The organism is Leptospira paudalimensis, from assembly GCF_026151345.1.
In the GTDB taxonomy this organism is placed as follows: Bacteria; Spirochaetota; Leptospiria; order Leptospirales; family Leptospiraceae; genus Leptospira_A; species Leptospira_A paudalimensis.
Genome location: NZ_JAMQPR010000001.1, coordinates 2512845 through 2539657 on the forward strand (window position 1 = coordinate 2512845; position 26813 = coordinate 2539657).

Genomic DNA, 26813 nt, shown 5'->3' on the forward strand with positions numbered 1-26813 from the left:
TTGTTATCTGGTTCTAAATATTTTTAAATTGTTTTTAAATTTATCACTTAATATCCCGAAAACTTGGAATAAAAACAGTGACTGGAATAAATCAACACCTGCTTTCCATGGATAAAAATAAGTACCAAATAACAATCCAAGATACGGAAGACTTAGATAAAATGGAATGTTATTCTTCTTATAAGAATTCATCCGAAAAAAGAGGAATAAAAATGGGATAAAGCAGAATTGATCATAATTTCTGTTAAAAAATTGGGTTTGCCATTTACACAGAATTACGTAAGCAAACATAAACGATAAAAATTCGATAGAGTATTTTTTACGAAAGAAGAAAGGTATGAAACATAAAAACAAATATATAAACCGATATCTGCTTGTCTCGTGATTCGTTTTGGACCGCTCTACCAATTGAGTCTTATCTTTACCGAGTAATGTTCGAATCCCTTCTTCCATTGAATGCCAATTGATACTCTCACCTTTAACAATGATTTCCATACTTGTCTCTGCATTTTTATGGTATATTTTTCCCAAATTTTGACGGGTTGAATAATGCCTTAGCGATTCAATATAATGGATTCTTCCATTTCCAATGACAACTGGCTGTTTTTTGAAATTCTCTTTTGAAATCGTATGAATTGAATTCAATTTCACATCAACTAACTTTCCACCGTATAACATTTTACTCACAACATTCGGTTGTAATAAAAGATTTGTTTCCCGAATTGAAGGATCAAAACCGACTCCCATTTTTGCTAAATGAAACGGATCAGCCTTAAACTCGATACCTTCTGTTGAAGGTTGGAATCCTAAGATTACTTCTGTTACTTTTTTTTGTGCCTGAATCCATGGAATGATCCTTAAAACTGATGTTTCTAATGATTTTGGATCCGTATTAGTGAATCTTAAAATTGTAGATTCAAACCCATCCATTTCTTCTATAAAATGGAAGTAACCCATTTCCGATGGTAGGTTTTTAAAATGAAAAGGGAAAATACCTTCCTTCCATTTCATATAAAAATCAGACCTGGTATTTTTATGAGTCACTACAAGTAAGTTTGTCAATTGTTTCTGCAAGATTGATTGTTCGACTTGTTTTGTAATTCGGATCCTCTCTGATTCTGCAACATAGGAAGGAAACTCCAATTTTGCCAATTGTATATTATCCATATGAGGAAAGGAGGATACAGGTTTAAACAGCAGAGGTAAAGAATATAAGAAGGATAAAACAAAGAACGAGAATGATAAAAAAGGAATCGTATGTAAACGCGGATGTTCCTTCTTTGAAACCAATTCATTCAATTTTTGTATTTGTAAATCTTTTAAGGAAAAACTTTGTTTTCCTTCCCTTTGCCAAAATATAAAAAACGAATGTAGAAGAATTGGATATAAAACGAGAGCAAATAAAAAGATCAGGACTAAATTTAAAATCGAAGTGGGAACCAACTGGAAATAAAACGAAACAAATAAAATCAAACTTCCCGCATACAATTGTTTCTTATGTAGAATCATCCTTCGAAAGTGAATAAAAGGCAATTGTACTTTCAAAAGTAACAAAAATACAAAACTTGAAATACCTATACTTATTCCCAAACTTGTGAGACTAAAAAACAAAATCATAAGGAAGAGAATAAATATTAACGTGTGTTTAATGGTCAGTATCCATTCCCTTTTCAAAAAACCAAAATAAAGGAAATAAAAAACCTCTATTACAAGGTAAAAGTAAAAAATGAACTTTATGTTCTCTATCAATTCCTCATGACTTGAAAACACAAATTGCCAATCAGGGTCTTCAGGCAGATATGAATCCAAAAATAACGACAATTGGATGAGATGGAAAGGATTGTTCGCAATGATCACGATTGATTCAAAACTCGAGCCATTGATTCTTGTGTGATTTTTTCCGTAAACTTTCGTTATACTAGTCGTTGCTATTTTTCCAAGAGGAAGAAAAGTTTTCCCTTGGGCCAAAATTAAAACTTTTTCCCATTCAGTTGGATCAACTGGGTATTCCTTTAAAAAATATTGATTTTGTCCAGGTTCAAAGGAAACCGAATCTACATGATGGCGTAAACGATCATAAATTTCCGACATGGAGGGACTTACGCCATCTAGTAGATGGTTATGGTCTACATTGATTTGGATTTCCGCTTCAGACTCAGGTTGGTATGTAATTTTTTTAACACCAGTTAGATTCTGAATTTTTCGTAATAACTCAGACGGAGGAGGCATCTTCGTTTTTGAAATTCTACGGAGGAGGATCAAATTCGAATCATTTCCAGAATCAAACGTAAACCTTGGAAATAATACACCTTTGGGGAATACATTTTGATTCAAAATGTATAAATTTCGAATTGTTCGTAAAAATTCCTCTTTTTGGATTCCTTCATTCAGTTTTAAGTGCATGGAAATACTTCCAAATTCAGAAACAGATTTAATTTCCAAATACCCACTCACAGATTTTAACATCATCTCCCAAGGTTTTGTAAGCGACTCTTCCACTTGGTCAGTCGTTTTGCCTGGCCAATTTTGTGTTATCACCAATGTATGTTGGTCAAATATTTCCCTATTTTCGCTTAAAATTATTTCTCTACATGTCATCAGGGAAATCAAAATGATAGTTCCAAAAAACATTAACCATTGGTATGGAAACCGTGTGACAAAGAAGAAACTCATGCTGGGAAATCATAAAAGTTTTTGAAAATTTTTGGATAAAGGTAAAAAACAAACACGTAAGAAACGAGAATTCCGATACACATTGTCACTGCTATTGCTCGGACAAATTCGGAGCCAGGGAATACAATGAAAACAACTGGCAACAATCCAAAGAACGTACTTCCAAAATTGAGTAAAATTGGTTTTTGTAACCAATCAAACACGGTTTTGATTCTAAGAGAAATGTTGGGGATCTCTCGTGTTAGTTCCCATCTTTCACCATAAAGAGAAATACTATCAATGGATAAACCTATCAAAATAACAAGTCCCATATAATGTCCAAAATGAATCTCTGGAATAGTAATAATCAATAACACTGTCACCGACAGAAAGTAACAGAAACTAATTGAAAGATACAAAAATGGTCGATAAAATGATTCGTAAATTCCAACTAACGCCAAATAGATTAAAGTATAAGAACAAATTAATAAAACAAATAATGTCATATAAAAATCAAATGTTTCTTTTTTGGAAGAATTGATATAGTATTGTAGTCCTTCTATTTTATTTGTAAGGATACTAGTTTCGATTCCAATTTCGCCACCCCACTCTAAATAAAATTTTCCTGATTCCCTTTGGTAGACAGAATACGAGTTTTGCTCTGTCATTTGGAATAATGATTCAGGGAAAATTGGATCTTTGCCTGCTGATTTAAAAACTGGTAAAGAAGAAGATGGAGTATTTTTTGATTCCTCACCTCCCTTACCTATTGATAAATACATTGGAAGTGGGTAAACTTTACCCAAATTACCCAAGAATTTTGGAGAATTTCGGTATAGAAGATTTATTTCTAGATCATCTATATCCGGTTGAACTTCAGAATTGGGTACAATTTTGGATTTCCAAACTTTCATTTTGATGGGTGAAGGGATAAAGTAAAAATTTCCACCTAACTTCTCTTCAGTCTTCAAATGAAGAACCTGATTTGCAAAACGATTCAATTCCTCCCAATTTTCATGTAGGAAAACAATCTTATCTACAGGAAGGAAAGGTAAAGAATGAGATAATTCAGAATGAAGTTCGGAAACTGCCACTTGCCAGCGATTCAAGTTGATCAATTGAAGCGTTTCAGAGAGCCATTGTTCAGATCCATCAAAGTCAAAGTATTTGATAACAAAAGGAACAGCATTTATATTCGGATCCATTTGATCCGAATGTATATTTTGAGGCAAGATCACAATATTTTGTGACAATTGGTTTCCATTGGATCGATTCAGAATTTCATTCATGAGGAATGTTTCTTCCAAAAACTGAATTTTATATTTTGGTTCTACATGAATCAACTTTCCAATCGGCTTTGGTTTAGGAAAAATATGGAATTGGTCTTGATGCGGATACAAAACAAATGTTAAAAATAAAAACGTTAAACAAAGTATCACAATACAATGTTTCCAATGGAAAATCATATTTGAATCCAATGACAAATGGAACAGAACCTTCTCTTTCTGATCTGTTTTTTTACGAAGTGTTGGATTAAAAGTAAGAAATAATAAAGGAACTACCGTGACAGAAGTCACTAAACTAGAAAAGATTAACAAGACAATGCTTAGGCCAATATCATAAAAAAAATCCCTCCACTCATGTGCATACAATAATAAAGGGAAAATCACAACCATTGTTGTTAATCCTGAACAAAACAGGGAAATCAAAACATTTCTTACACCATCCGTGACAGTTCTTACATTCACCCCTCCCTTCTTACATTCTGATTGAATTGAGTAATATATCAAATTATTCGAATCGAATAACATACCGATTCCAACGGATATGCCACTGATACTCAATAAATTGACCGAAATAGCGAATAGATTCATAAGATGGAAAAAACAAACCAGAGAAAAGATGACGGAAAATAACAAACACAAAACGGGGAACCATTCTTTATACAATGAATAGGAGAATATGAGAGCACATAATAAACTTGCTAAGAGAAAGAAAAAAAATTGTACCAATTGTTTTGTTAATTCTGTTGAAGTGTCTGAGTATACAATAGGTTGAATCGATTGTTTGTATTCTTTTAAAATCCGTTGGATTTGAGATGAGAGTTTTAATGGATCTTGGGCTCTATCGGCATAAATAGCAAAATAGACAGAATCATTCCCACCATTTTGAACAATTTGATTCACTGAGGATTGAAGAATCGATGTTTCTGCAATCTCTTCTAAAGTAATGTATTTGGAATCTCCTAAATGGATTGGAAATTTTCGAATCTCTTCCAATGAGGATATCTCAGGTCCATACTTAATTTCCGTTTCCCTGCCTACATCAAATAGTTTTCCAAGTGATCCAGCTTGCATGGCAGAAATAATTTGTAACTCAATGTCCTTGATTTTGACTGGATGTAAGTTTAACAATGTATCTCGTAAGTGAATTAAACCAAAGGATTCAGAATCACCAATTTTTTTCACTTCGATCACTCCAGAAATTCTCTCTAGTTTGTATTTCAATTGATTGATCAAAAATGAGAAATTTTCCTTTGGTAAATTGGTTCGTTTGGAGATCGTAAATTCAAAAAATGGATTTTGGTTTTCACTTCCCATTTGTACTTTGGGAGTTCCAACTCCAAGTGGTAGTTCATCTTTTATTTCAAATAATAACTGAAATAACTCTTCCTTAAATTCCCAGACAGATACTTCCGATTGTAATAAAATTTTAATCTTTGATAGTCCATGTTCTGAATGTGTTCGAATTTGTTTGACTGCTTTCAGTGATGAAATGCGTTTTGACATTGGCAAACTTAATGTCTGATCAACTTCTTCAGCTGAATGATTGGCGAATGATGTCGTAATCTGATATTGTAAGGGAGTCAGGTTTGGTAATAATTGGAACCGAAAACGATTCATTTGAAAATAAATACCAATGAACATCAAAATCATAGAGACCCAACACAATCGATTGTGTGTTTCAAAAAATTGGATCATATTTCTAACGATGATCATCTTACATTGATTTGGAAAAAGTCTTCTTCAGTGATTCCCGTAATGATTTCCATTTCAGATTGGTTGAGAGGTTTACATTCAACATATCGTTTTTCAACAGATTCACCAGATTTAACCATCAGATAATATCCAGAAGATTCATCACCTAACATAGAATTTGTTGGAACGACAATACTATCCCTCATTCCTTCTGTTTCCACATGGACAAGACCAAACATCCCAGGAAGTAATGATATTAGATTTTTTTGTAACTTTGCCCTAACTCCGATTCCATGGGAACGAACATCCAAATAACTACTTATTTTATCGATTTTACCAATTACAAATTGAGAACCTTCTAAGCTCGGGTGAAACGTAACCTCTTTACCTAGTTTCATCAACCTTAGATCTGATTCACCTATTTGATACGATACCGACAAATCTCCATTTTCAATGAGTGTAATCGCTGGTAAATGATTGGTTAGTTCTCCTTCCTTGAGGTGGACTTTAAAAATTGATCCAGATTTAGGAGCATATAATTTAAATTCTGAAATCATTTGTTGATTTGTTTGTATTTGATTTTCGAGAATTTTCGTATTGGTAACACTTAAATCATATTCTGTTTTCTCAATTAAGGAATTTTGGCGTTTCCAAATTTTAATCTTATCGCTTATTGAGTCTGTATCTTCCGGAAAATCTAATCGAAGTGTAGTGAGTAAACTCTCTCTGTCACGGATTAGATTTTTATAATAAGCCAGTTTTGTATCGACATCCAATTTCCAACGATCAAGCTCTGATAAAGAAACAAAACCTTCCTTCCACATTGTTTCTTTTTTCTCTTTTGTCACTTTTGCCGTTTCCCATTCGGCTCTTGCAACTTCTACTAATTCTGTTTTTTTATCGATTTCTCGGATCTTAACTTCGATTAGATTTTCTGCTTGTTTCCATTTTTCCAAAGCGATGATCTGATGTGCTTTTGCTACTTCCAATGAAATCGATAGTTTTTCACCCTCTAATCGGAGTAACTCATCATCTAATTGTAATAACAATTCTCCCTTTTTAACGGACTGGCCCTCAGCAACATGAAGGAATTTAATCCTACCTAAATGTTTGGTTTGCAATTGGATTTCCTTTGTTGCTTCCACTGTTGCTGGAAATTCCAATGTAATTCGTTTTTGGATCACGTGTGGTTTTTGAAATAAAGGAACATCCTTTAGATACCCAATTGCATATACATTTTGATCAGCTTGGAACCAGTCCTTGTGATACAAGATTGTTGTCAGCCAAGGGAATCGATCTCGGATGTTCTCATTGGAAAACCATGTAAAAAGAATGGAGAGAGTTATGGAAACAAGGAAGTAAAGTATAATGTATTTAAGTTTAGATTTTATGATCTGAAGGATTTTTGCTTTCATACACTAACAATCCAAAACATCATTCCTGACCATAAGAGTGGGATGAAATAACCAAAACTCTTAGTAAATTTTGGATTTGTATCAGTTTCCCCTTGTATCGATTGGGAAAACAATCTTCCATTGAGTTGGATAAAAACGATAAAGAGAACAAACCACAAACCAAAGAGGTATAGGGAATAAAAATAAGACTCATGTAACAAACCAATTGATAAATTCCCAAGGAACAAACAGAGAATGAGGAAAAAAAACGACTGTGTCATTTTTTTCATTAGTTCTGAAAGTTGATTTGGTTCGTTGGTATTTTTGAACTTTAAAAAAAGAAAAATCAAAACCATGTAAAAACAAAAATAAAAGAAATACAGAAAGTAAATCGATACGATTTGAAACGGATACAGTTGCCAGAAGGAAACACTTCCATAGCGACTCACCATCTCTAATTCAATCTGGATGTTTGTTAATTTCAGTTTGTCCCAAGAATAGAAGCAGTGGAGAAAATACAAGATGGTATAAAGGAGAAAAAAAGACCAAACCTTTGACCATAATAGTTTCCAAATGAAATGTAATACGATTACCATACGATGGATTTGTGATTGGAGGAAGTGTAAAACCTTCATTTTTTTGTTAACTCCTGGTTCATTCTATCTAGATAGTTCTGAAATTGTTTACTCTGGGCCAAAAATAATGATTTGTGTTTCGATTTGACCTGTTTTTTATTCCACTCAAGATACAACAAACATGCCTCAGGTGAGACAGCCATAAGATCTAATAATTGTTTTTCTTCCTCCATTCCTGCATGTTTTTTCTCTTTGGAAAGTAAGATCACTTTAAAATAATAAAGAATTAGTTCTGGAGTTTTTTTCTCGAACCCTTCCCATTCTTTCAGAAATTCATTCCATTCACTCAAATAAAAAAGCGATTTTAAATATAAACTTTCTTCTTCTAAAGAAAGATTCCTTTCCTTTTTTCGGTCCGATAAGATCGCCTGTACCACCGTTAAATGGCCAGTACTGTAGGCATCTTTGATGATTTGAAATTCTTTTGGATCCATTATTTGATCTTTCTCACAAGCTATCGAAGAAAAAATAAAAACAAAAACTAATATCCAAACTCTTATAAAATTCTCTAAATTCATGGGTTACCTACAGGAAGTGGAAACAAAGGTAAGTTAGAATCGGGATTCCAATCCCAATCAAATTGTTCGATTTGATTTTCGTTTAGATGGTAAAAGTACATTCTAATGGATTGGTTTGGATTTCCAACCCGATACGGGAACCTAACAAAGAGAACCAATGGGATTCCAAGACCATTTGCAACTTTTGACCAATACGAAAATCGGGAGATGTTATCTGCATTTTTAGGTAAAATTTGTCTTTGGAATTCACCTAAGTGATTGTTACTTCTCGGCTCGTTTTTGAATTCATGGATTTCATCTCGATGGAAAACGGAATACCCACTTCGTTCTAACGATTCCGAAATCTGAAGGATCAATTCCTTTTCCAAGAGGTAATGATCAGAGTAAAAGGAAGAAACTGTGGGTACCAAAAGTATCAATTTCCCATGAGGAAGTGGAAATTTTTGATACCTCACAGTTTCATGAAAGAGGGAGCAGGAAACAGAAAAAAGTAGAACTATTGTGAAGAGGAATTTCATTTTGCCTCCATTTGGATGATAAAGGGAGAAATCATTTTTTTTCCATTTGCAGAACGTACGTCTGCATCTAATTTAAATTCATAATAAGGATAAAAATTGGGAGCGGTTGATGAACTTGCCAGATTAAAGTCCCCACCAGTTGTATTATTTCCAAACAAAGTTCCATTACAACTAGCCTCACTTTCAGCAAAGGAATATGTGATTTCCTTACATCCAAATGGATAGGCTGATTGGCAATGGCTCCATTCCCAAGTCGATAAACGTATGTTACTTGAAGGTGGTGATATTTTTGTCAACCGACTGGAAGAGATAACAGAAATAGGATCCATATATTCATCAAAAAATAGTTTGAAATTATCGGTATTCACATCCGCACAAGCAGATGAACTCGCAATACCACCTGTTCCATCATCTCCACCTCTAAATTGGTAATGGTGTGGAGGAAGAAATGCTAAACCTTTACTCCAAAAACATAGGTTTGAATCCCAACGACTCCCCACGGTACTTCCTAATTCTTGGATCCCGATTCCACACAATTGGGAAGCAAGTCCAAAGCCGATGACTTCAGGAGCCTTTGCCCCTTCGTTTGTATAAAAATCAAATCGGATCGGTTTTTCTATTTTTGTTCCATCCAAAGCTGATATACCTGAAGCCAAATTGAATTGGTATCTCGTTTGGCTTTGTAATGGTGCATCCAATTGAACTTGGACTTGGGTGGAGTCTGTCCATTCCAAATGGTAGGATGTGCTTGGTTCCATTCGGAATCCCAAGGAAACATCTGTTTGGTTCATGGGTTTTGAAAATACAAGAGTGATAGGTGTGGTTTGCGGAATACCGGAACAAGCAGTATTTACATCTTGCAAAATACGATCCGCTATAGATCCACCCGACAAACATTCGTCATATGTTCCTACTGAGATCAAAATGGAATTTATGGTAGGTGACAATGGTGAATCTTCGACTTGGACTCGAAACGGAATTGAATACACACGATCCAAATCTTTTCCTTTTTTGTTTTCACATTGTTTGGTGAGGCGGAGCACAAACCCACCAGGCAATAATTCTTGGTTCGGAATGAATTTTAAGGAAATATCAGTTGTTTCAAAAATCCCTTTTGTGTTTGGATCAAGCGAAAAGGCAGTCACACAGGACTGTATTTCCATCGGTTGGTTCCAAAGGATAACTATATTTGTTTTAGGGGAAACCGATTGTTCCCCAGAACTAGGAGTAAAGGATACCACCTTTGGCGTATCATCATTGACAAACATAGCTAGCCAATCTTCGGAGGAACCCATCTTCGCATGGCAATGATAGAATGTAAGCAATGGCAAAAGATAAACACTCCATTTAACGTATTTCATACGGATCCTCTAAATAAAATGGGGTAAGTTTACCTTTGTTTGGTTCCCTTTTTTCCAAATTTTGAAATGGTATTTCTTCCTTCCATTCAGTCAAAAGTTGACTGAATTCACTTTTAAATTTACGATGATGCAAATGGTAATAACGATTGGAGAAAGGATCTTCTCCTAATAAAATGACTAACTCTAAAGCTGTTGCGATGTAATTAAAATAATGATCAACAGTATGTTCAAATGCGACAAAAACTTCCTCTTCGGTTTTTAAATATTCAATTTCCGTAATCTGATTTAATCTTTTCTCTTCAGCTTTTTGTTTAAGTGTTAAAAATGCAGATTTTAAAAAATGCAAATACAATGTATATTTTTGGTATTCTTCCACTAACTTAACTTCAGTGGATTTGGAAACATTTCTTAAATAAAGTTCCGTTTGTTCTCGTTCTACGTGAGACTGAAGTAAATTGAATCTGGAATCGTATCGTTTTTTATCACGATTTACTTCATCGAATAAATTGAATGATCCACTTTGAAATGCATTTTCACCTGGTCCAACTGCTTGGGGACCATACCCTGGAATTCGTTGGATTCCATTCCCCTCTGACTGCATACCATTTTGAGTATTGGAAACAAAACTAGAACCACCTAGATTGGCTTGGAACCCGATACTCACTCCATAAATTTCATTTTGAAGTGGGAATCCTTGGTTTCCATTCCGTCCCAAATAACCACCTAACACAAGCCTAGGTTTCCAATCGTTTTTCAGAGATTCCTCGTCCAAATTGGCAAGTTCCAATTGGTATCGATTTTTCTTTCGCAGAGGGTGGTTCGCATCAACTTCAATTGGCGAATGGGTTGGTTGGAAAATTTCAATCCTTTCTGTAATACCAGGTTCCAATTCCAAACTTTCACTTGGGTCAAGGAACATTGATGATTTTAATTCTAAGTAAGATGATTCTCTCAATGCTCGGGAATGAATTCGTTTTGCATAAAAATCGACCTCCCATTGTTTTAAGGATTTTGCTTCTACTGCTTGTAATAAGTTGGTTTGGATTTCTAGATCTCGTTTCCTAATTTCTAATTGGTAACGTTCTAATCTTTGGTCAAACATCGATTGGATGAGAATTCGTTTGTTTGCATTGAGGTAAGCAAGGGAGATGTTTTGGAAAATTTTTTCTCGTAAGATTTTTTTTTCCTCCAATTGGATGAGTTGTTTGATTTCTATTTTCTGTTTTTCTCGTTCGATTTCACCACCGTCATACAATAATTGTTGGATTTGGATCCTGACATCACGATACTCTTGGTCTAATTGTTCTCGGTTCCTTGAGAAAATTCCAAAATAATGAACTCCTAATTTAGGTAGGTATTGTTTCCATTTTTCGCTGAGTAAAATGGGAAATAATTCTGATTTTGTTTTTTCTAATTTGAATTGTGCATTCCGTTCGAGACCTACCCAAATACAATCCTCCCATAAAAAGCTACCTTCAGCCATTAAGGATCCAATTCCCAAAGAAAGATACATTGTAAGTAGGAAGAGAACACGCCACATATCAAAAGATAGGTGGTATAAATTGATTCTGGTTCTAAATTGAATGATTTGTAGGGAATTTTTTGATTTTTTTTTCTGATTTTTGGCTTGTAAGGTAGCACTCGCCCCTTATAAAAGTGGCATGATCCGTTTGATTCCCTTATTTTTGTTTTTAATCACGACCACTACCGTATTTGCTGAAGAAGTAGGAGTCGTTAGTTTCATCCAAGGAAACAATTACCTCTCAGGTCCCCGTTTTAAAAAAGCAAAAGAACCAGTTAAACTAGGGAGTGTCCTAAAAAAAGGGGATACCATCACATCGGAAGATGGAACTTGTGAAATCCAATTGGCAACACAAGCAACCATTCGTTTGGCGAAATTTTCGACTCTCCGCATTGACGATTTATTGAATCCAAAAACCAAATCCACCACACTCAATTTGGTAGGTGGCAAATTATTTGTAAAAGCACACAAACCACCAGGTGGTGGTCCTAGTGATACCCAACTGAGCGTAGTCAACCCAAGTTTTGTTGCGGGTGTACGTGGGACAGAATTCCTCGTTGCAACACCCAACCAAGGTGGAGAAGACGAAGACTTAAAAGAAGTAGAAACTGGTGTGTATGTGAATGAAGGTACTGTTGCCGTAAGTCCCGACAAAAAAGGCAAACAAACGCTAGTGGGCCAAAACGAAGAAGTGGTAGTTTCTGGCAAAGAATTGAAAAAACAAATTTTAGATGAATTTGTGAAAGAAAAAATGCGTATCTTCGAACAATTCAAAGCCATCAAAGAAGAAAACTACCAACGCATCAAAGAACAATACGAAAAAAATGATCAAATCATGAACGACTACAAAGGACAAGGTTAATCATGAAACGTTTTTTGGTATTATTCTCAGTTGCCGTTTTAACTGTTTTCTCAGCAGATCGGATTGGTACAACACCAGTTTACAAAATTGCGATTGAAGCCTACCCTTCCACAGAAGAAAGTCGGGCTTTACGAGATTTTATCAAAGAACAAATCCAAACCACTGGTCGTGGGCAAATCATGGTCACCTTTCCTTCGAGTGGATCAAAAACCTGGGAATTCGACAAACGAGGGGAAGCAACAACTGAAACAAAGGCCAATTTACAATCCTTAACCCAAGTAGATAAATTGGTTCTCGTTTCTTTAGAAGATGGACAAGCACTTGTTTCCTTTGTGGATGTTTTACACGAAACATTAGAATACCGAAATGCACTTCCTGAGTCTTTATCCAAAACATTAGTAGAGGACTTTCTAAGTTATTTAGATAAAAAAAATATCTACCAGGCTCTCTCACACACTGGATCGAGTACAACGTCCCAAGTGAAAATCAACTCTCTCAAATCCACCTATGTTGCGGGTGAACCGATCCGTTTTGAAATTGAAACTGCTGAAGACAATTATGTGTATGTTGTTGTGGTTCCTGAAAACCATAAAGGGGAACCGGTGTTACTCTTTCCCAATCCCATCCAAAGTGATAACTTTGTGAAAAAGGGACAAAGGATCACAATCCCTGACAAACGGATTTCATTCAAAGCGGCACCAACTCCTTCGAAAGATAGAATCAGAGCCTTTGTCACAAGAGAAGAATGGAAAGAATACCAACTCCGTGGCAAAAAAGAAGATTCCTTCTACCGGTTATTACCACCAGCAGTTACTGGCACAAAAACATTAGCTCGTTCCCTCACACCACCACCAACCATCACATCACCGATCGAACAAAGTTTGGTGAATGAGTGGGAATACCAAATCTTATCTCGCTAAAATTCTTGCAAATTACACTCATACCTTTTGTTATAGAAGGTATGAGAAACTTTCGAACATCACTTATCACCATTTTACTCTTTAGTTCTCTCGTCTCTTGTTCACTCTTTCAAAAAGAGGACAATAAGGACAAAGATGCCATCAGTGCACTCTTATTATCCCTATGGGCTTATAACCAAGCGGCAGGATGTTCTGGGCCTAAGTCTGGATTCACCATTTGTATTCCCAAAGGGATTGCAGACTAAATCATGAAAAAAGCACTCTTACTCCTACTTTTTTTGGGAATTAGTTTCCAAGTATCAGACTACCAGAACCAAACACGAAAATCCGAAAAAACGATCCTCTCTGAAATATTGGGGGATTCCATTCATTTTGGATTTGGTTCCGAAAAACTTTGGTCAGCCACAAGTGCAGATAACTGGGGTTTTGTGAGGCAATCCGCCACTTGGGCAAGAGGGAATTCCGGTATCATCGATAACTTAATTTTGGCTTTAAAGAATGCTGGTTATTTTAATAACCCAAGTGCCTCCCGTACGGATGTTCTCAGTAATGTCAACCTAAGTGGTTTTGGATCTGCTACTCTTACAATCAAGATCAACACTCCAACCGCAAATGTTGCGTCCACAGCATATGCAGGGAATAAAACCTTTAACCATTTTCTCGAAATCAAAAAAACAGGAGCATCCACTCCTTCTCTACAACTGTTCTTTGATGACCCAAACACAACCTTGGGCAATGATGGTGCACTCGTTTACTACCGGTTAGTTGACTTTGGAAACCCACAGTTTGCCAATGTAGGTGATGTGATCACGGAAAGTTATACGGGAAATGATTCTATTTATGGAACCAAATTCCAAACCTATACTTGGAGGAATGGACCCGAAAACTCCTCTTGGATTAGCAAACATGGAAGAGTGGTATTAACAGAGGTAGATTCAGGTAGGCAACTTTGTTTTCGTTCTGTCGTACGTTTGAGTTTTACCAAATTAAAGGAAATCAATCCATCCAATGCAACTGCTCTAGACCAATTAAAAACTGCATGTGGAGGGAGTGATCAAATTTATTATGTACTAGCATACATGCAAAAATTTGATTCACCTTTCCAAACAACTGCAAAAGCGAGTTTCACAACCAATGCGACACGTTATGAAACAATTTGTAACCTATCTGCTTCCTCATTTCCAGGAGCAAAACTTTCTTATGGAATTTTTAATATCAATGGGTATGTAACGGACCAATTGAATGCAAACCAAGTCCCAGCAGATTATCCAAGTCCAACCGTTGGTGGTACTGATTTTATGTCTGTAGATGAGGCATTTAATCGAACGTATGTAGCAGCTGGTGCGAGTATTTCTGGCCAAGCAACCTTGGGTGTTGTGAAACAATACGAAGAAACATCAAAAACGTATTTAGATGCTTTTGATGGGTCTGCTCAAAATCTCACATTTAAATAAGGAATTAAAAGGAACAATTAAACCACGGGTAACAGTCAATTCGTTCTAAACATTGCATTCGATAGGATCGAACCTGTGAGTGCAATGAGTTCCACTCGGACATAAGGATCCGATACCAACATTTGGTAAGTTGCCGAACTCGTATCGGGACTCACTTGTAAGATTTCTCCCTTTTGTCCAATGAAACGAATTTCCAAATACCGTTCTTTCGAAGTCACCTGGATTTGGTTTTTGTCATTCATTTGGATTTGAGGGACCATTGGATCACTCGCACCTTGGAAGAATTTTTTCACACAAAAAAAAGAACCTGATTGTAATGCCTCTACAACAGAGGTTTGGTCTTTGGCACCGGCACTTGTGACAATGTAACGTAAAAAACTTTCCCCTTTCCTTCCTCGTTGTCCACCTAAGGTTTGGATCCAGTTTTTCCAAAATGGTTGGTCAAATTTTTGTACAATCGTTTCTGGGAAATAATGCAAGTCATCACTTGCCATACAGTGAACATTTTTACCAGAACTGAGAAGTGTATCTAATATTTTCGCATCATCGCCAAACGGAGAGTATACTTCTACCGCTTGGAATCCATCTAGAGCAGACATCTCTTCCTTGGAATACGAATCAAATAGTTTGGGATGCGGTAGGATAACATACCCACCTAACTTTTTCATACGATCCATAACCCAATTTAAGTTTTCTCTGGATGCATAGATAGGGAAATAATCATAAAATGCTTTTTGAATTCCAATCGCGAGTATATGACGTTTTTTCACATTCTGACCCCATTCCAATCCTCGGATATAGGATGGGTCTTCTGTATTTGAAACCTGTCCATAATCAGTGACTGCGATATTGGAAAAACCTTCCTTCGCATATTCCGCTTTGATTTCTTGAATTGTATGTCTCTCGGGAGTGAACCAAACTTCATCAGAATGTGTATGTAGGGAAATTTTTTCACCTGCATTTCCATTCCAATGGGTGTATGGGTTTATGATCTTAGATCCAGAAAATGGTGCATCGGAATGTTGGGAAGATTTTCGAAGGAGTAGAACCACTGCAAGTTGGTAGAAGAAGAGAATCCCTAACATTGCCAAGGCAAACAAAGGGTAACGGTACTTCCAGAGGGAAGGCCTTGTGACTTTCGCTTCTATCTCAAGGACAGGACCAGGGATGTGCAGTAACATAGGAAAAGTGTATGAAATCTATTTTCCAATTTGATTCCAGTTTTGTTACAAAATGGATACAAAGGTTGTTTCAGAAATTTGGTTTTGACATGGGTGAGAGGGTTTTCCTTCTAGGAATGTGCAATTTTTCACTCCAAAACGAACCTTTTTCCTCTTATTTTTAGTTCTCTCCGTATACTTGTTTTGGGGGAATTCTTCCCCTCTGATTGACCAAGATGAAGCAGCCTATGCGGGTTTTGCAAGGACCATGACGGAAACGGGAGATTATCTCAATATGGAGTTCCCCTATTCCGAACCTCATAGAAAACCACCTCTTCATTTTTGGATCACATCCTTTTTATTCCAAACATTTGGAACCAATGAATTTGTTCTAAGGTTATTTCCCACAATTTGTATTCTTGGCACAGCAGTATTAACTTACCACTTAGCATATGTTATGTTTAATAGCAGGACAGCTTTATATGCATTTAGTATTTTGAGTTTTTCTCTCTATTTTCCACTCAATGGAAAAATCGCACTTGTAGATTCCTTATTGGTTTTTTTTGGAATGTTAGGATTTGTAAACCTTCATCATTTTATTAGATCAACAAAATGGATTTACGCTTTTCTATTTTGGTGCTCTGTAAGTATCGGTGTTCTCATCAAAGGACCACCTATCCTAATCTTTTTAGGAGGTACTTGTTTTCTTTTACTCTTTTTTGCAAAAACAAGACCTATCATTTGGAAACTCCATCCTTGGCTCGGATTACCGTTGGCACTAGTTCCCATTATTATTTGGGGGTATTTCTCATGGCAAAAAGATGGAGGGGTTCTCATACGATGGATGGTCGATTGGTACATCTTACGTAGGGCCACAAATCCAGTCTTTGGACAATCAGGACCACCAGGCACCTATTTGGTGTTATTTGTCATTACACTTTTCCCTTGGACAAGGGTTTACCTTTCCTTTTTAAAAGAAATGTTTTGGCGATTTGTGTCTCATTTGAATGCTAAGGAAATCAAAGATTCTATTTTTTCTTCCTTTCGCAATGGAATTCTTTTACCACTCTCCCCTCGCTCTTATTTAATGATTGGTCTTGTGTTCTCTTGGATCTTCTATGAGTTTCTTTCAAGTAAACTTCCCTCTTATCCTTTGTCCGCTTACCCAATCCTTTCCATCTTACTTGCCGAACAATTATCAAAAAAACACAATCAAATTTATTTATACAGGTTGTACTTAACAACTTCAATCCTTATGATCCTTGTGATTGGATTCTTTGTGTTACCAAAATTCAATGGAATGAGAACGGAAACTATAGTTTTAGCAGAAACAATCAAAGAGAGAATTCAAACAAATGAAACCTTATATTCATATGGTGGACTTGGAATTCCCAGTTTTGCCTTTTATTTTCATAGACCTATAAAGGAAATTGATTGGAACGAATTCATGAAGGTAAGTGGATCCATTCTTATGACCGAATCAGATCGAATTCTCTTTGATTCCATGGGATTCAAAATGAAACAAATGGGAGAACCCATCTCCCTTTATGCGTATGATCGAAACAAAACGCTAAAACTAGTACTTCTGAAAAAAGAACTTTAGTCTAAAAACCTTTGTTTCAATTCGGGGGTTGGTACCATACAAGTTTCCGCTTTGCCAATCCACTGGTACCGGTGTTTGGCGATAAACCGATAAAACAAATTGCGAAGTGTTCTTGGCACCACCCAAAACAAAACTCCCAATCTCCAAGGGAAATTCAATTCGTTTGTGATCCCAAGAATGGCATCTGATTCTAAGTAGAGTGTGCCTTCCTTCCAATACAGAATGCTATCGGGGAGAGAATCTCTAGCAGGTTCGGGAATGAGTTCTAAAAAAGTTCTGGAACCAATCGCTGAAAAGGAGAGGGATTCTGTTTTGTTGTGTTTCAATAAGAATTGAACCGAACCCATACAAAGATGGCACACTCCATCGAAGAAAACAATTTTCCTTTTTTCCACTGGCAGACATTCCCCTTAACTCCAAACTGGTTGATAAGCATTCGAAATCGAGTCTAATTCCCAAGAGGTGCCGATGTTTCCAGAATTTCATTCCGACAATTTATCACAAAAAGAATCGACCATTTTAAATAAAATGGAGTCGAACAAAGAATTCATCCAATCTCTTCTTCAAAAAAGTCCTCTCACTTTTCAAAATTTTCTGAAACCATACCAAAGGATACAAACAGAACTTGGAGATTTGGTGACTGAAGTCTCTCATATCAACTCCGTTAAAAATAACGAAGAGAGCCAAACAATCTACAGTCGATTGTTGCCGAAACTAAGTGAATATTATACTGACTTAGGACAAAATGAAGAAATCTATGCGGCCCTACTCAATATCCAATCCACTGACAAAACTCTGAACGAAGAACAAACAAAAGTTTTAGAAAATGAAATTCGAGATTTCCAATTGTCAGGAGTTGGACTCAATCCAACGACAAAGGAAGAACTGAAAAATATTCGTATCCAGTTATCAGATCTTACCAATCAATTTTCTCAAAATGTCTTAAACGCAACGAATGCATTTGCTCTTTATTTAAAAGAGGAAGATGTAAAAGGAATTCCAGAAAGTGACAAAGTTTCAGCCAAACAAGAAGACGGAACTTTTAAATTCACACTTCATTTTCCATCTTACATTGCTTATATGACCTATGGGGAAAACAGAAAGATCAGAAAAGAATTATATGATGCATATTGCACAAGGGCGCCAGAAAATGGTGCACTCATAGAAAAAATTTTAAATTTAAGAGACAAAGAAGCAAAACTACTAGGGTTTGAAACCTATGCACATTTGAGTTTGGCTACAAAAGTTGCGAACACTCCAGAAGAAGTGATTTCTTTTCTCGATCACTTAGCAGAAAAAGCAAAACCGATTGCAGAAAAAGAATACACTGAGATCAAATCCTTCGCAAAAAAACTGGGAGAAACACAAATTGAACCTTGGGATCTCACATACTATTCAGAAAAATTGAAAAAAGAATCCTTTTCGTATGATGAAGAAATATATAGACCTTATTTGGAAAAGGAAACCGTCATCCAAGGAACCTTCCAATTTTTAGAACAACTACTTGGAGTTAGGTTCCAAGAAGTAAAAACAAATGTATGGGAACCATCTGTCCTTTGTTATGACTTAGTTGTGGAAGGGGAAACTCGTTCCAGGTTATATTTAGACTTAGAAGTGCGAAGTGATAAAAAAGGTGGGGCATGGATGCACAACTGGAAACCTCATTTCCAAGACGAATCTGGCAAAACAGAACTCCCCATTGCCTTTGTCGTCGCTAGTTTTCCAAAAGCCACAACCACTCAACCTAGTTTACTCAGGCCAAGTGATGTTGTGACATTATTTCATGAATTAGGCCATGCACTCCATCATTTACTCTCCAAGGTGAATGAAGCGTTTGTGAGTGGAGTGAATGGTGTGGAATGGGATGCTGTCGAGTTTCCATCTCAATTTCTCGAAAACTTTGTCTATGAACCAAAGGTATTACAACTGTTTGCAAAACATTACCAAACAAAAGAACCAATTCCCAATTCTTATATAGAGACAATGGTGAAAGCAAAAAACTTCATGTCGGCCATGGGAGTTGTTCGACAAATCGAATTTGCAAAATTTGATATGTTGGTTCATAAAGAAAAACCAACTGAGGCACGAGTACAAGAAATTTTAAACCAAGTTAGAAAGGAAATCGCTGTTGTTGTCCCTCCTTCCTATAATAAATTCCAAAACTCATTTACTCATATCTTTGCAGGTGGTTATGCTGCGGGTTACTATTCCTATAAATGGGCGGAACTATTGTCAGCGAATGCATTTTATTCATTTGTAGATAAAGGTGTTTTTGATTTAGAACATGCTTCTCATTTCAGAAAAACTGTTTTGGAAAAAGGTGGTTCTGCCAATGCCATAAATCTTTTCCGTGATTTTTATGGAAAAGATCCAGACATCCAAGCACTACTTCGATTGAACGGAATTGCTGCTTAAAGCCAAAATCGTTTTGGAAATTACCTCTTTCCCATCGGTTGACTTGATGAGTTTTCGAGTTTTCCGTTGGGAATCCAAAACATAAAGATACGTCGAGTGATCAAAAGCCAATCCATCTTTTGTTTTTTCCACATAAGCCGCATATTGTTTTAACAATCGATTGGTAGTACTCGGATCAAAACTATAACCAATTGCATTGGGAATATAAAATTGAACATACTTCGTTGCGGTTTCTGTAGAATCTCTTTCTGGATCAATTGAAACAAATACAACACGGAAATTTTTCGTTTCCAGTTCAGAGAAATGTTCTGTCGCAGATTTGATTTTTGCTAGTGTATTCGGACAAAAATCAGGACAATATGTGTATCCAAAAAAAACGAGTAAAACAGGCTCGCTAAAATTTTTCAAATTCACCTTTGTTCCCGATTTGTCCATAGCCTCTATGTTTCCACCTATTGGAAGTTCTGTGAGCTCAATTGCCGACCCACAATAGAGAATATTAAAAAAAAGGAATATGGCAAAACTAAGAGTTAAAATTTTCTTCATAACGATTTTTTCTCCACAATGTGTTTTTGAACCAACCCATTTGAAAAATGAATTTGAATCAAAAGTTCACCACTTGAATTTTCTTTCTCATATAACATAAGGTGTGTGCCATTTCGTTTAAGTTCAATAGATTCCTTTGGTTTCAATACGATTGGATAGTCTAGTTTTCTCATCCTCATGATCCCTTCTTTGCCCATATTCATCGTATGGAATTCTACAGTTTTGTATTGGTTACTCGAAACAGTAAGGATGGAAACATCAGAATCAGTTGGATTTTGGATGGTTCCATAAACAGCCGTTGTTTTTGCTACATCAGGAACTATGGGAGTCCAGAAAGTATGTTCTCCATTCGTTTTGTGACAGAAAATGAACAAATTGACTTGAATTAGAAACAGAATTCCTAAATTTGTAGTATTTACCTTTCGTAACAAGAGAACCTCGATGAGATTAATAATCAAATGGGTGACCGCAATCACTCTCATTCTTTCTTCCTTTCTTCTATCCACTTACAACTGGTCTACTGGTGAATACAATTATGATTCCACTCGAAAATTCGAAAATTTCGAAAGCTTTTACCAAAACGAACTTGAGATCAGTAAAAAAGAAAATACCAAACCAAATAATGAAGAATATTTAATCCGAGTTTCAGAAGAACCTACACCAATCGCAATTTTATACCTGCATGGATTTGGTGCCAGCCGTGGTGAAGGGGAAGAAGTCACAAACAAACTCAGTGAATACTTTGGTGCCAATACTTATTATGTACGCCTGCCTGGCCATGGAACCAATATCGAAGACCACCTCCATACTCCATTCCAAAAATACTTACAAGACGCCGAAGATAGTTTAATTTATTCGAAAGAGTTAGGTCATAAAACAGTTGTTATTGGAACAAGTATGGGTGGAAACATTGCAACCTACTTGGCTGCAAAACACCCAGACTTAGTTGATAGTTTGATCCTTGCCTCTCCTTTTTATGATTTTGATGATCCCACTGCTCACATCTTTCGTTTTTATTGGGGAAAATCTTTTATCGATGCCATCAAAGGAGAAATTCGAATTTCAAAAACTGATCCAAAAGATGAATCCGCTAAGTATTGGTATTTGGACCAATACTATGGTGCCATTCAAAACATTCTGGATCTAAAACGATTTATGGATAAAGAAAATCCTTACCCGAAGGTTAGCACACCTACTCTTTTAATGTATTATTATAAATCCGAAAGGGAACATGATTTTGTTGCTTCCATAAAAGCAATGTTAGATGTATTCGACAAAATCCAAAAAGGACCTAATGCCAATCCTAAAAACCGATTATTAAAAATCGAGGATGGGGCTCATGTACTTCTCTCCAAGTATGTAAAATCCGACAAATCACTGATCGAAAAGGAAATGATCCAATTCATCAAAGATACAACTGGAGCCGAAGAATTCAAAAAATCAAAGAAATCCAAACGATAACAAAATCGATTCGTATAATTCATCAACGGATATTGGTTTAGACCGAACCAATATCCCTTCTTTGGAAAGTTCTTCCGCGTCCAATCCATCCATATTTCCAGTATACAAAACAGCAGAAACATCAGGTGATACTTGTTTGATTTTACGAATCATAACAAGGCCACTCATTTCTCGTAAACGGTAATCCGATAAAACAAAATCCGGAATTTCCTCATTCAAATATTGAATCGCAGACGAAGAAGTTGAAAATACTTTGGGATTGATTTGTTTTTGAGATAAAACAAAAGAAATGGCTTCACTGGCAGCCTCGTCATCTTCCACAATCCAAATTTTTTTCTTTGAGATTTCAGACCAAACATCTTTAGGTTTTGGTTCAGAATTCAATTTGTATGGATGATGGAGTGGAATTGACTCCTCCAAAGGTAAATAAATAAATACCTTTAATGTCATGGGATCTGGTTTGTCTAAATAAAACTCACCTCCCCAATTCTTCACATAACGATTGATTAAATGAATTCCCGTCCATTGGAAATCTTCATCACGAAAATTTACCAAATCCAAAGTGGTTAATTCTGATAAACTGGGCAAGGACAATCCTGTAAATTCCAAGGATATCAGTAATCTTACTTCATCCATGGGCTGTGTTTGGATTTGGACGAGTCCACGTTTCCTGTCATCCCAAACAAAAATACCACCAGAAGTTAATTCACATAGAATTTTAGAAAACTGAACAACATCTACTTTGGTAATTAATGGTGATTTATAAAAATCGAACTGAGCCTCTACGTTTTTCGGTAATCCGGCAACAAGTAATGGAATGGTTGACTCTACAACTGATGATATATCAATTTTGGAAACAGAATGTTCGTTTTTTGTTTTAGAATAATGAATGATTCGATGGATCATAGAACGAGCGTTATCGGCACCCATTCGAATCTTTTCTAAATAATCTAAAATTTGACTTTGATCAAATTTCCCTAATGTAATTTGTTCTTTTCCGAGTTGGGAAAAGACATGGATTGGCTGTAAGTAATTATTGAGGTCATGTGCAATATTGGTAGCAAGACTTCCAATGGTTTCCATTTTTTGGGAGTGTAACTGATACGATTCTAATTGTTTTTTTTCAGTAACATCATCCAAAAACACATAATAAAAATCTGGTTTTCCTTGTGAATTTCGGAAGGCACTAATTCGTCGGTAAACATTGATTCGTCGGCCATCCTTTCGAGTGAGCCTTGATTCTTCTGCACCTTCTTTGAAAAAACTAAAGTATTCCATTTCTTCGTCTGAAATGGGTTCCCCTTTGATCCTTCGAATATTAAGATCCGTTAGGTTTTGAAAACTATATCCTGTGATTTCAGTAAATCTTGGATTAATTCGGAAATAACCACCCTCCCAGTCTTGTAATGCCATACCTACCGATGCGTTTTCAAAGAGGCCTAGGAAAAATTGGATTTGTTCTACGATATTGATTTCGTTTGTTTTTTCATTTGTAACGTCTCGCACAAACACAAGATCTAGAACTGAATCCATTCCAGGAATGTTCACTTTTCTTTTTTCAAACTGAAACCAGCGAACAAGCGTTTCATTCGGCATCTGGAACCGGTAATCTCCGACAATTTGTTCGCGATCATTTCGTTTGTTTGGTGAGAGGATCTGTTCTAAAAATGCTTCTTTGTCATCCTTAAATACCCAAGCAAGTAAATCAGATTCCAAACAATCTTTGCCGGGTTTTTGGCATCCTAAATTGTCCTTAAAAAAATCATTGGAAAATAAAATTTGGCCGGATTTGGGATCAGAGAGATACACTCCCCCAGAAAATAGGTTTGGCAAGACCTTAAAGAATTCTATCATTCCGCTTGCTTCCAGATTCGTTTGCATAACTCTTGCCTTAAGAGGGAAATATGCCATCCAATCCGTTTTCTTTTCAAGCACCTATTGCTTTTTTTAATTTAGGACCATGGGAGATTGCACTCATCGTTTTTTTAGCCTTACTTTTTTTTGGTGGAAAACGATTGCCAAGCCTTGCCAAGGACTTAGGTTCCGGGATCAAGGAATTTAGAAAGTCACTCACTGGCCAAGACGAAGAACCTACCCAAACGAGTTTCCCTGTGGAAGAACCAAAACAGACGTCACAGTCCAACACAAAATCCACTAAAAAGAAAAAAGCTTAATCCCACCATTGGCTGACAAAAAAAGAACCGCACTGCCACTGCCGGAAGATTCGGAAACCAGGGAAAAATATATGTCCCTGGGTGACCATTTAGAAGAACTCCGGCAAAGACTAATTTATTCAATCTTAGTTGTTTCTGTTTTTATGATAGGAACTTTGTATTTTGGAAGTGAGATCCATAGCATTCTCATCCAACCTTACAAATCGGTGCTTGGGCCGGATGCTCATTTTTTCCAGATCCAACTCATGGCTCCGTTTCTCATTTATTTGAAAACGTCCTTTATTTTGTCGGTTCTCGTTTCCCTTCCTTTTTTACTCTACATCCTATGGGGGTTCATTGCTCCCGCGGTCAATCCAAGGACAGAAAAATGGGGAAAGTTCATCATCCTCTTTTCTACTTTGCTCTTTTGGTCTGGCCTTGCACTTTGTTGGTTTACAGTCTTCGAAAATTTTTTGCGAGTGTTCCTTGTTGTCTTAAGGCCAGATGGAGTGGATCCTTACCTTCCCATCGATGAATACTATGATTTGTTTTTTAACTTACACCTAGTCTTTGGGGCATCCTTTCAATTACCAATCGTTCTCATTTTACTCGGTCGTATCGGAATCCTTTCTTCAAGGTTTCTGATTTCCCGATGGAGGGAAGCAGTGCTTATCATCGCGGTTGTGTCTGCTGTATTATCACCAGGACCTGATGTTTTTTCTATGCTAATGTTACTTTTGCCACTTAGTTTTTTATTCTTTTTATCTGCTATTTTAATGAGAGTATTGGAAGCCACTGATTCAAAATGAGTTACCGTGTTAAACTTCCCATTTTACTTGGCATCATCAGTTTTTTATTTTTTTTCATTCATTTTTTATTTGCTGAATTCACTTTCACACATTGGCAAAATCCAAAAGGTGAAAATACTCTTAACTTCAATTTAGTTGGGATTTATAGTTCTTTTCTTTTGGCATTGTGTATTAGTTTTATCGTATATTATTTTCTTGGATTTTTATACCAATACATCCTCCATATCATTTTTCATATCCAAGATAGTGAAAACCAAATCCCTAAAGACATACGTAATTTAAATCGAAACTCTGATGAGTATAAAATTTATAAATCCGTCATGTTCACACTCTTACAAGGCGAAGAGGGACTTGGAGAGGAACAATTTGAAAATAAATTTGATTGGAAAACAATCCAAGCAACTTCCTTAAACAAACAAATTCCTGATATCAAAATTCCAAATTCACCTGGTTTTGACGTAGCAGTCTTCCCGTCAGTGATGCGTTATGCGGGTGCTGATTACATTCGGATTGTTCGAGCAAAAGATGGACTCTTTGGTATCATTGCAGGCCACATGGAACCTGGAATTTTAGAATCCTCAGAAAAAATATTCATCCATGGGATCGTATCATCCTTTGGAGATGGGCTTTTCTCTACAGAAGAATTATTAGAAAAACTAAAATTTGCCCTCCACCAATTTGCATTCCTAAAGTTAAAACTCTCAGCCTTTGTGATCCAAAACAAGGATGATAAAATGTCTTTTTTGCATTACATGGATATGCCCATCTTCCAATTTTCTGATCATGGCATCCAAGTGATTGAAGGAAGTGGAGATGACCATTGGTATCCCAATCACAAACATCCAATCTCAATAGCCGACGGGATCGAAGTGGGAGATTATTTAGTTTGGGCGAGTGACAGAACTCTCACTCAATTTGGTCTCACATCGTTTGAAATCATGGAAGAATTTGTGGACTACTTACTTGACCTGAGGCCCAGTTCTTCGAGACAAATGTTACTCGCCATTGCGAAAAAAATGAGTGCCCTTGGAAGGGAACGAAACCTAACAAACCCGATGGAAAAACTTTCGATTTTAGTGGTTCGGCGAAATAAGTAAACGGATTGTATGACGGAGTAAGTCGAGTTTCCCCCAATTCCCGTGCCCTGGCACAACCACTTCCGCATCTGGATACCGAGAGAGAACTCGTTTCACAGAGGATTCCCATTCCACCACATTGGCATCTTTCAGATTCCCCAAGTCTTCCGCTTCGAGAGCTTTCACAAGGCAACCTCCAAAGAGGATATGAGTGTCTGGAAGCCATACCACTATATTGTCAGGAGAATGCCCTGGCCCTGGGTAAAACACTTCGACCGAACCATTTCCTAAAGAAAATCGAGTTTGGATGTCAAGGATGGGACTTGGCATTCCATATCCATTTTCCTTGGCTAATTTGGCTGTCAATTGGGTGCTATAAACAGGGATTTTTCTTTTTTGGAAGGAAGAAACTCCCGCCATACGGTCGTCATGTGCATGGGTCACGATGACAAAAACAATTTGTTTTTGAAACTTTGTCTGGATGGATTGGATCAGTTCTTCTGTTTGTGGTTCGGTCCAAGGAGTGTCGATCACAACGATTCCCTTATTTGTCAAAACCACAAGTCCATTGGATGGATACGTTATCCCTTGGAAACTGCCAAAACTTTTGTGGATCCAAACCGATTCTTTGATTTTGATCCATTCAATCGAAGTGTCGATTGGGTTTGTAGTTGGATTCGGTGGGTAGGAGGGAAACTCTTTTGCCGTATGGCATTGGGCAAACCAAATACCAAACGACAAGTATAGAACTAAAAGGGAAACGTTAGTTCGCATGA

Annotated in this window: 24 protein-coding genes; 10 read left to right on the forward strand and 14 right to left on the reverse strand. The window is 36.5% G+C overall.

Going from position 1 to position 26813, the window contains the following annotated elements:
• Positions 1-3: 3 nt before the first annotated feature.
• From ND855_RS11665 to ND855_RS11700, 8 genes are all read right to left on the reverse strand, one after another.
• Positions 4-2673: an efflux RND transporter permease subunit gene (locus ND855_RS11665; RefSeq protein ID WP_322113539.1), complete on the reverse strand. Its 2670-nt coding sequence runs from the start codon at positions 2671-2673 to the stop codon at positions 4-6.
• Positions 2670-5633 carry an efflux RND transporter permease subunit gene (locus ND855_RS11670; protein WP_265358478.1) on the reverse strand — a complete coding sequence of 988 codons (2964 nt, stop codon included), beginning with the start codon at positions 5631-5633 and terminating at the stop codon, positions 2670-2672. The genes ND855_RS11665 and ND855_RS11670 overlap by 4 nt, the downstream gene beginning before the upstream one ends.
• 14 nt (positions 5634-5647) lie before the next feature.
• Positions 5648-7045, reverse strand: a complete 1398-nt coding sequence (locus tag ND855_RS11675; RefSeq protein ID WP_265358479.1) for an efflux RND transporter periplasmic adaptor subunit — start codon at positions 7043-7045, stop codon at positions 5648-5650.
• A complete protein-coding gene (locus ND855_RS11680; RefSeq protein WP_265358480.1) occupies positions 7042-7659 on the reverse strand; it encodes a hypothetical protein in 618 nt (205 codons plus the stop codon). Before ND855_RS11680 ends, ND855_RS11675 begins: the two co-directional genes overlap by 4 nt.
• A complete protein-coding gene (locus ND855_RS11685; RefSeq protein ID WP_265358481.1) occupies positions 7656-8093 on the reverse strand; it encodes a hypothetical protein in 438 nt (145 codons plus the stop codon). The genes ND855_RS11680 and ND855_RS11685 overlap by 4 nt, the downstream gene beginning before the upstream one ends.
• An 80-nt stretch (positions 8094-8173) precedes the next feature.
• Positions 8174-8587: a hypothetical protein gene (locus tag ND855_RS11690; protein ID WP_265358482.1), complete on the reverse strand. Its 414-nt coding sequence runs from the start codon at positions 8585-8587 to the stop codon at positions 8174-8176.
• Between the two features lie 104 nt (positions 8588-8691).
• A complete protein-coding gene (locus ND855_RS11695) occupies positions 8692-10056 on the reverse strand; it encodes an Ig-like domain-containing protein (protein WP_265358483.1) in 1365 nt (454 codons plus the stop codon).
• Positions 10043-11539, reverse strand: a complete 1497-nt coding sequence (locus ND855_RS11700) for a TolC family protein (protein WP_265358484.1) — start codon at positions 11537-11539, stop codon at positions 10043-10045. The genes ND855_RS11695 and ND855_RS11700 overlap by 14 nt, the downstream gene beginning before the upstream one ends.
• A gap of 178 nt (positions 11540-11717) precedes the next feature.
• Between ND855_RS11700 and ND855_RS11705 the strand changes: the two genes are divergently transcribed.
• The 4 genes from ND855_RS11705 to ND855_RS11720 are packed head-to-tail and all read left to right on the forward strand — an operon-like array spanning position 11718 to position 14814.
• On the forward strand, positions 11718-12440 hold the full coding sequence (locus tag ND855_RS11705) for a FecR family protein (protein WP_265358485.1): 723 nt from the start codon (positions 11718-11720) through the stop codon (positions 12438-12440).
• A 2-nt stretch (positions 12441-12442) separates the two neighbouring features.
• Complete coding sequence (locus tag ND855_RS11710) at positions 12443-13360, forward strand: DUF4384 domain-containing protein (RefSeq protein ID WP_265358486.1); 918 nt, start codon at positions 12443-12445, stop codon at positions 13358-13360.
• Between the two features lie 41 nt (positions 13361-13401).
• Entirely contained in the window at positions 13402-13605 is a 204-nt protein-coding gene (locus tag ND855_RS11715; RefSeq protein WP_265358487.1) for a hypothetical protein, read from the forward strand.
• A gap of 3 nt (positions 13606-13608) precedes the next feature.
• On the forward strand, positions 13609-14814 hold the full coding sequence (locus ND855_RS11720; RefSeq protein WP_265358488.1) for an LIC_12337 family protein: 1206 nt from the start codon (positions 13609-13611) through the stop codon (positions 14812-14814).
• 35 nt (positions 14815-14849) lie between these two features.
• Here ND855_RS11720 and ND855_RS11725 read toward each other — a convergent pair whose 3' ends face one another.
• On the reverse strand, positions 14850-15995 hold the full coding sequence (locus ND855_RS11725) for a phosphoesterase (RefSeq protein WP_265358489.1): 1146 nt from the start codon (positions 15993-15995) through the stop codon (positions 14850-14852).
• A 118-nt stretch (positions 15996-16113) separates the two neighbouring features.
• Here ND855_RS11725 and ND855_RS11730 point away from each other — a divergent pair, with 118 nt between their 5' ends.
• Positions 16114-17577, forward strand: a complete 1464-nt coding sequence (locus ND855_RS11730) for an ArnT family glycosyltransferase (protein ID WP_265358490.1) — start codon at positions 16114-16116, stop codon at positions 17575-17577.
• Here ND855_RS11730 and ND855_RS11735 read toward each other — a convergent pair.
• Entirely contained in the window at positions 17574-17972 is a 399-nt protein-coding gene (locus tag ND855_RS11735) for a thiol-disulfide oxidoreductase DCC family protein (protein ID WP_265358491.1), read from the reverse strand. The genes ND855_RS11730 and ND855_RS11735 overlap by 4 nt on opposite strands.
• A 73-nt stretch (positions 17973-18045) precedes the next feature.
• Here ND855_RS11735 and ND855_RS11740 point away from each other — a divergent pair, with 73 nt between their 5' ends.
• Positions 18046-19992 carry a M3 family metallopeptidase gene (locus ND855_RS11740; protein WP_265358492.1) on the forward strand — a complete coding sequence of 649 codons (1947 nt, stop codon included), beginning with the start codon at positions 18046-18048 and terminating at the stop codon, positions 19990-19992.
• Here the strand turns inward: ND855_RS11740 and ND855_RS11745 are convergent.
• Positions 19963-20538: an SCO family protein gene (locus tag ND855_RS11745; RefSeq protein WP_265358493.1), complete on the reverse strand. Its 576-nt coding sequence runs from the start codon at positions 20536-20538 to the stop codon at positions 19963-19965. The genes ND855_RS11740 and ND855_RS11745 overlap by 30 nt on opposite strands.
• Positions 20535-21020, reverse strand: a complete 486-nt coding sequence (locus tag ND855_RS11750) for a copper chaperone PCu(A)C (RefSeq protein WP_265358494.1) — start codon at positions 21018-21020, stop codon at positions 20535-20537. Before ND855_RS11750 ends, ND855_RS11745 begins: the two co-directional genes overlap by 4 nt.
• Between ND855_RS11750 and ND855_RS11755 the strand changes: the two genes are divergently transcribed.
• Complete coding sequence (locus ND855_RS11755; RefSeq protein WP_135639212.1) at positions 20980-21999, forward strand: alpha/beta hydrolase; 1020 nt, start codon at positions 20980-20982, stop codon at positions 21997-21999. The two genes, ND855_RS11750 and ND855_RS11755, sit on opposite strands and share 41 nt — an antisense overlap.
• On the opposite strand, the gene ND855_RS11760 is transcribed toward ND855_RS11755, so the two are convergent.
• Complete coding sequence (locus ND855_RS11760; protein WP_265358495.1) at positions 21979-23880, reverse strand: hybrid sensor histidine kinase/response regulator; 1902 nt, start codon at positions 23878-23880, stop codon at positions 21979-21981. The genes ND855_RS11755 and ND855_RS11760 overlap by 21 nt on opposite strands.
• A 23-nt stretch (positions 23881-23903) precedes the next feature.
• Between ND855_RS11760 and ND855_RS11765 the strand changes: the two genes are divergently transcribed.
• The 3 genes from ND855_RS11765 to rktP all read left to right on the forward strand — a co-directional run bounded on the left by ND855_RS11765 (position 23904) and on the right by rktP (position 26058).
• Positions 23904-24173 carry a Sec-independent protein translocase subunit TatA/TatB gene (locus ND855_RS11765; RefSeq protein ID WP_135639214.1) on the forward strand — a complete coding sequence of 90 codons (270 nt, stop codon included), beginning with the start codon at positions 23904-23906 and terminating at the stop codon, positions 24171-24173.
• 71 nt (positions 24174-24244) lie between these two features.
• On the forward strand, positions 24245-24961 hold the full coding sequence (gene tatC, locus ND855_RS11770) for a twin-arginine translocase subunit TatC (protein WP_100716440.1): 717 nt from the start codon (positions 24245-24247) through the stop codon (positions 24959-24961).
• The gene (rktP, locus tag ND855_RS11775) at positions 24958-26058 is read left to right on the forward strand and encodes an Arg-Lys translocation region protein phosphatase RktP (protein WP_135639215.1); all 1101 of its coding nucleotides are present in this window, start codon (positions 24958-24960) and stop codon (positions 26056-26058) included. Before tatC ends, rktP begins: the two co-directional genes overlap by 4 nt.
• Here rktP and bla read toward each other — a convergent pair.
• Positions 26035-26811, reverse strand: a complete 777-nt coding sequence (gene bla / locus ND855_RS11780; RefSeq protein WP_265358496.1) for a subclass B1 metallo-beta-lactamase — start codon at positions 26809-26811, stop codon at positions 26035-26037. The genes rktP and bla overlap by 24 nt on opposite strands.
• Positions 26812-26813 lie beyond the last annotated feature (2 nt).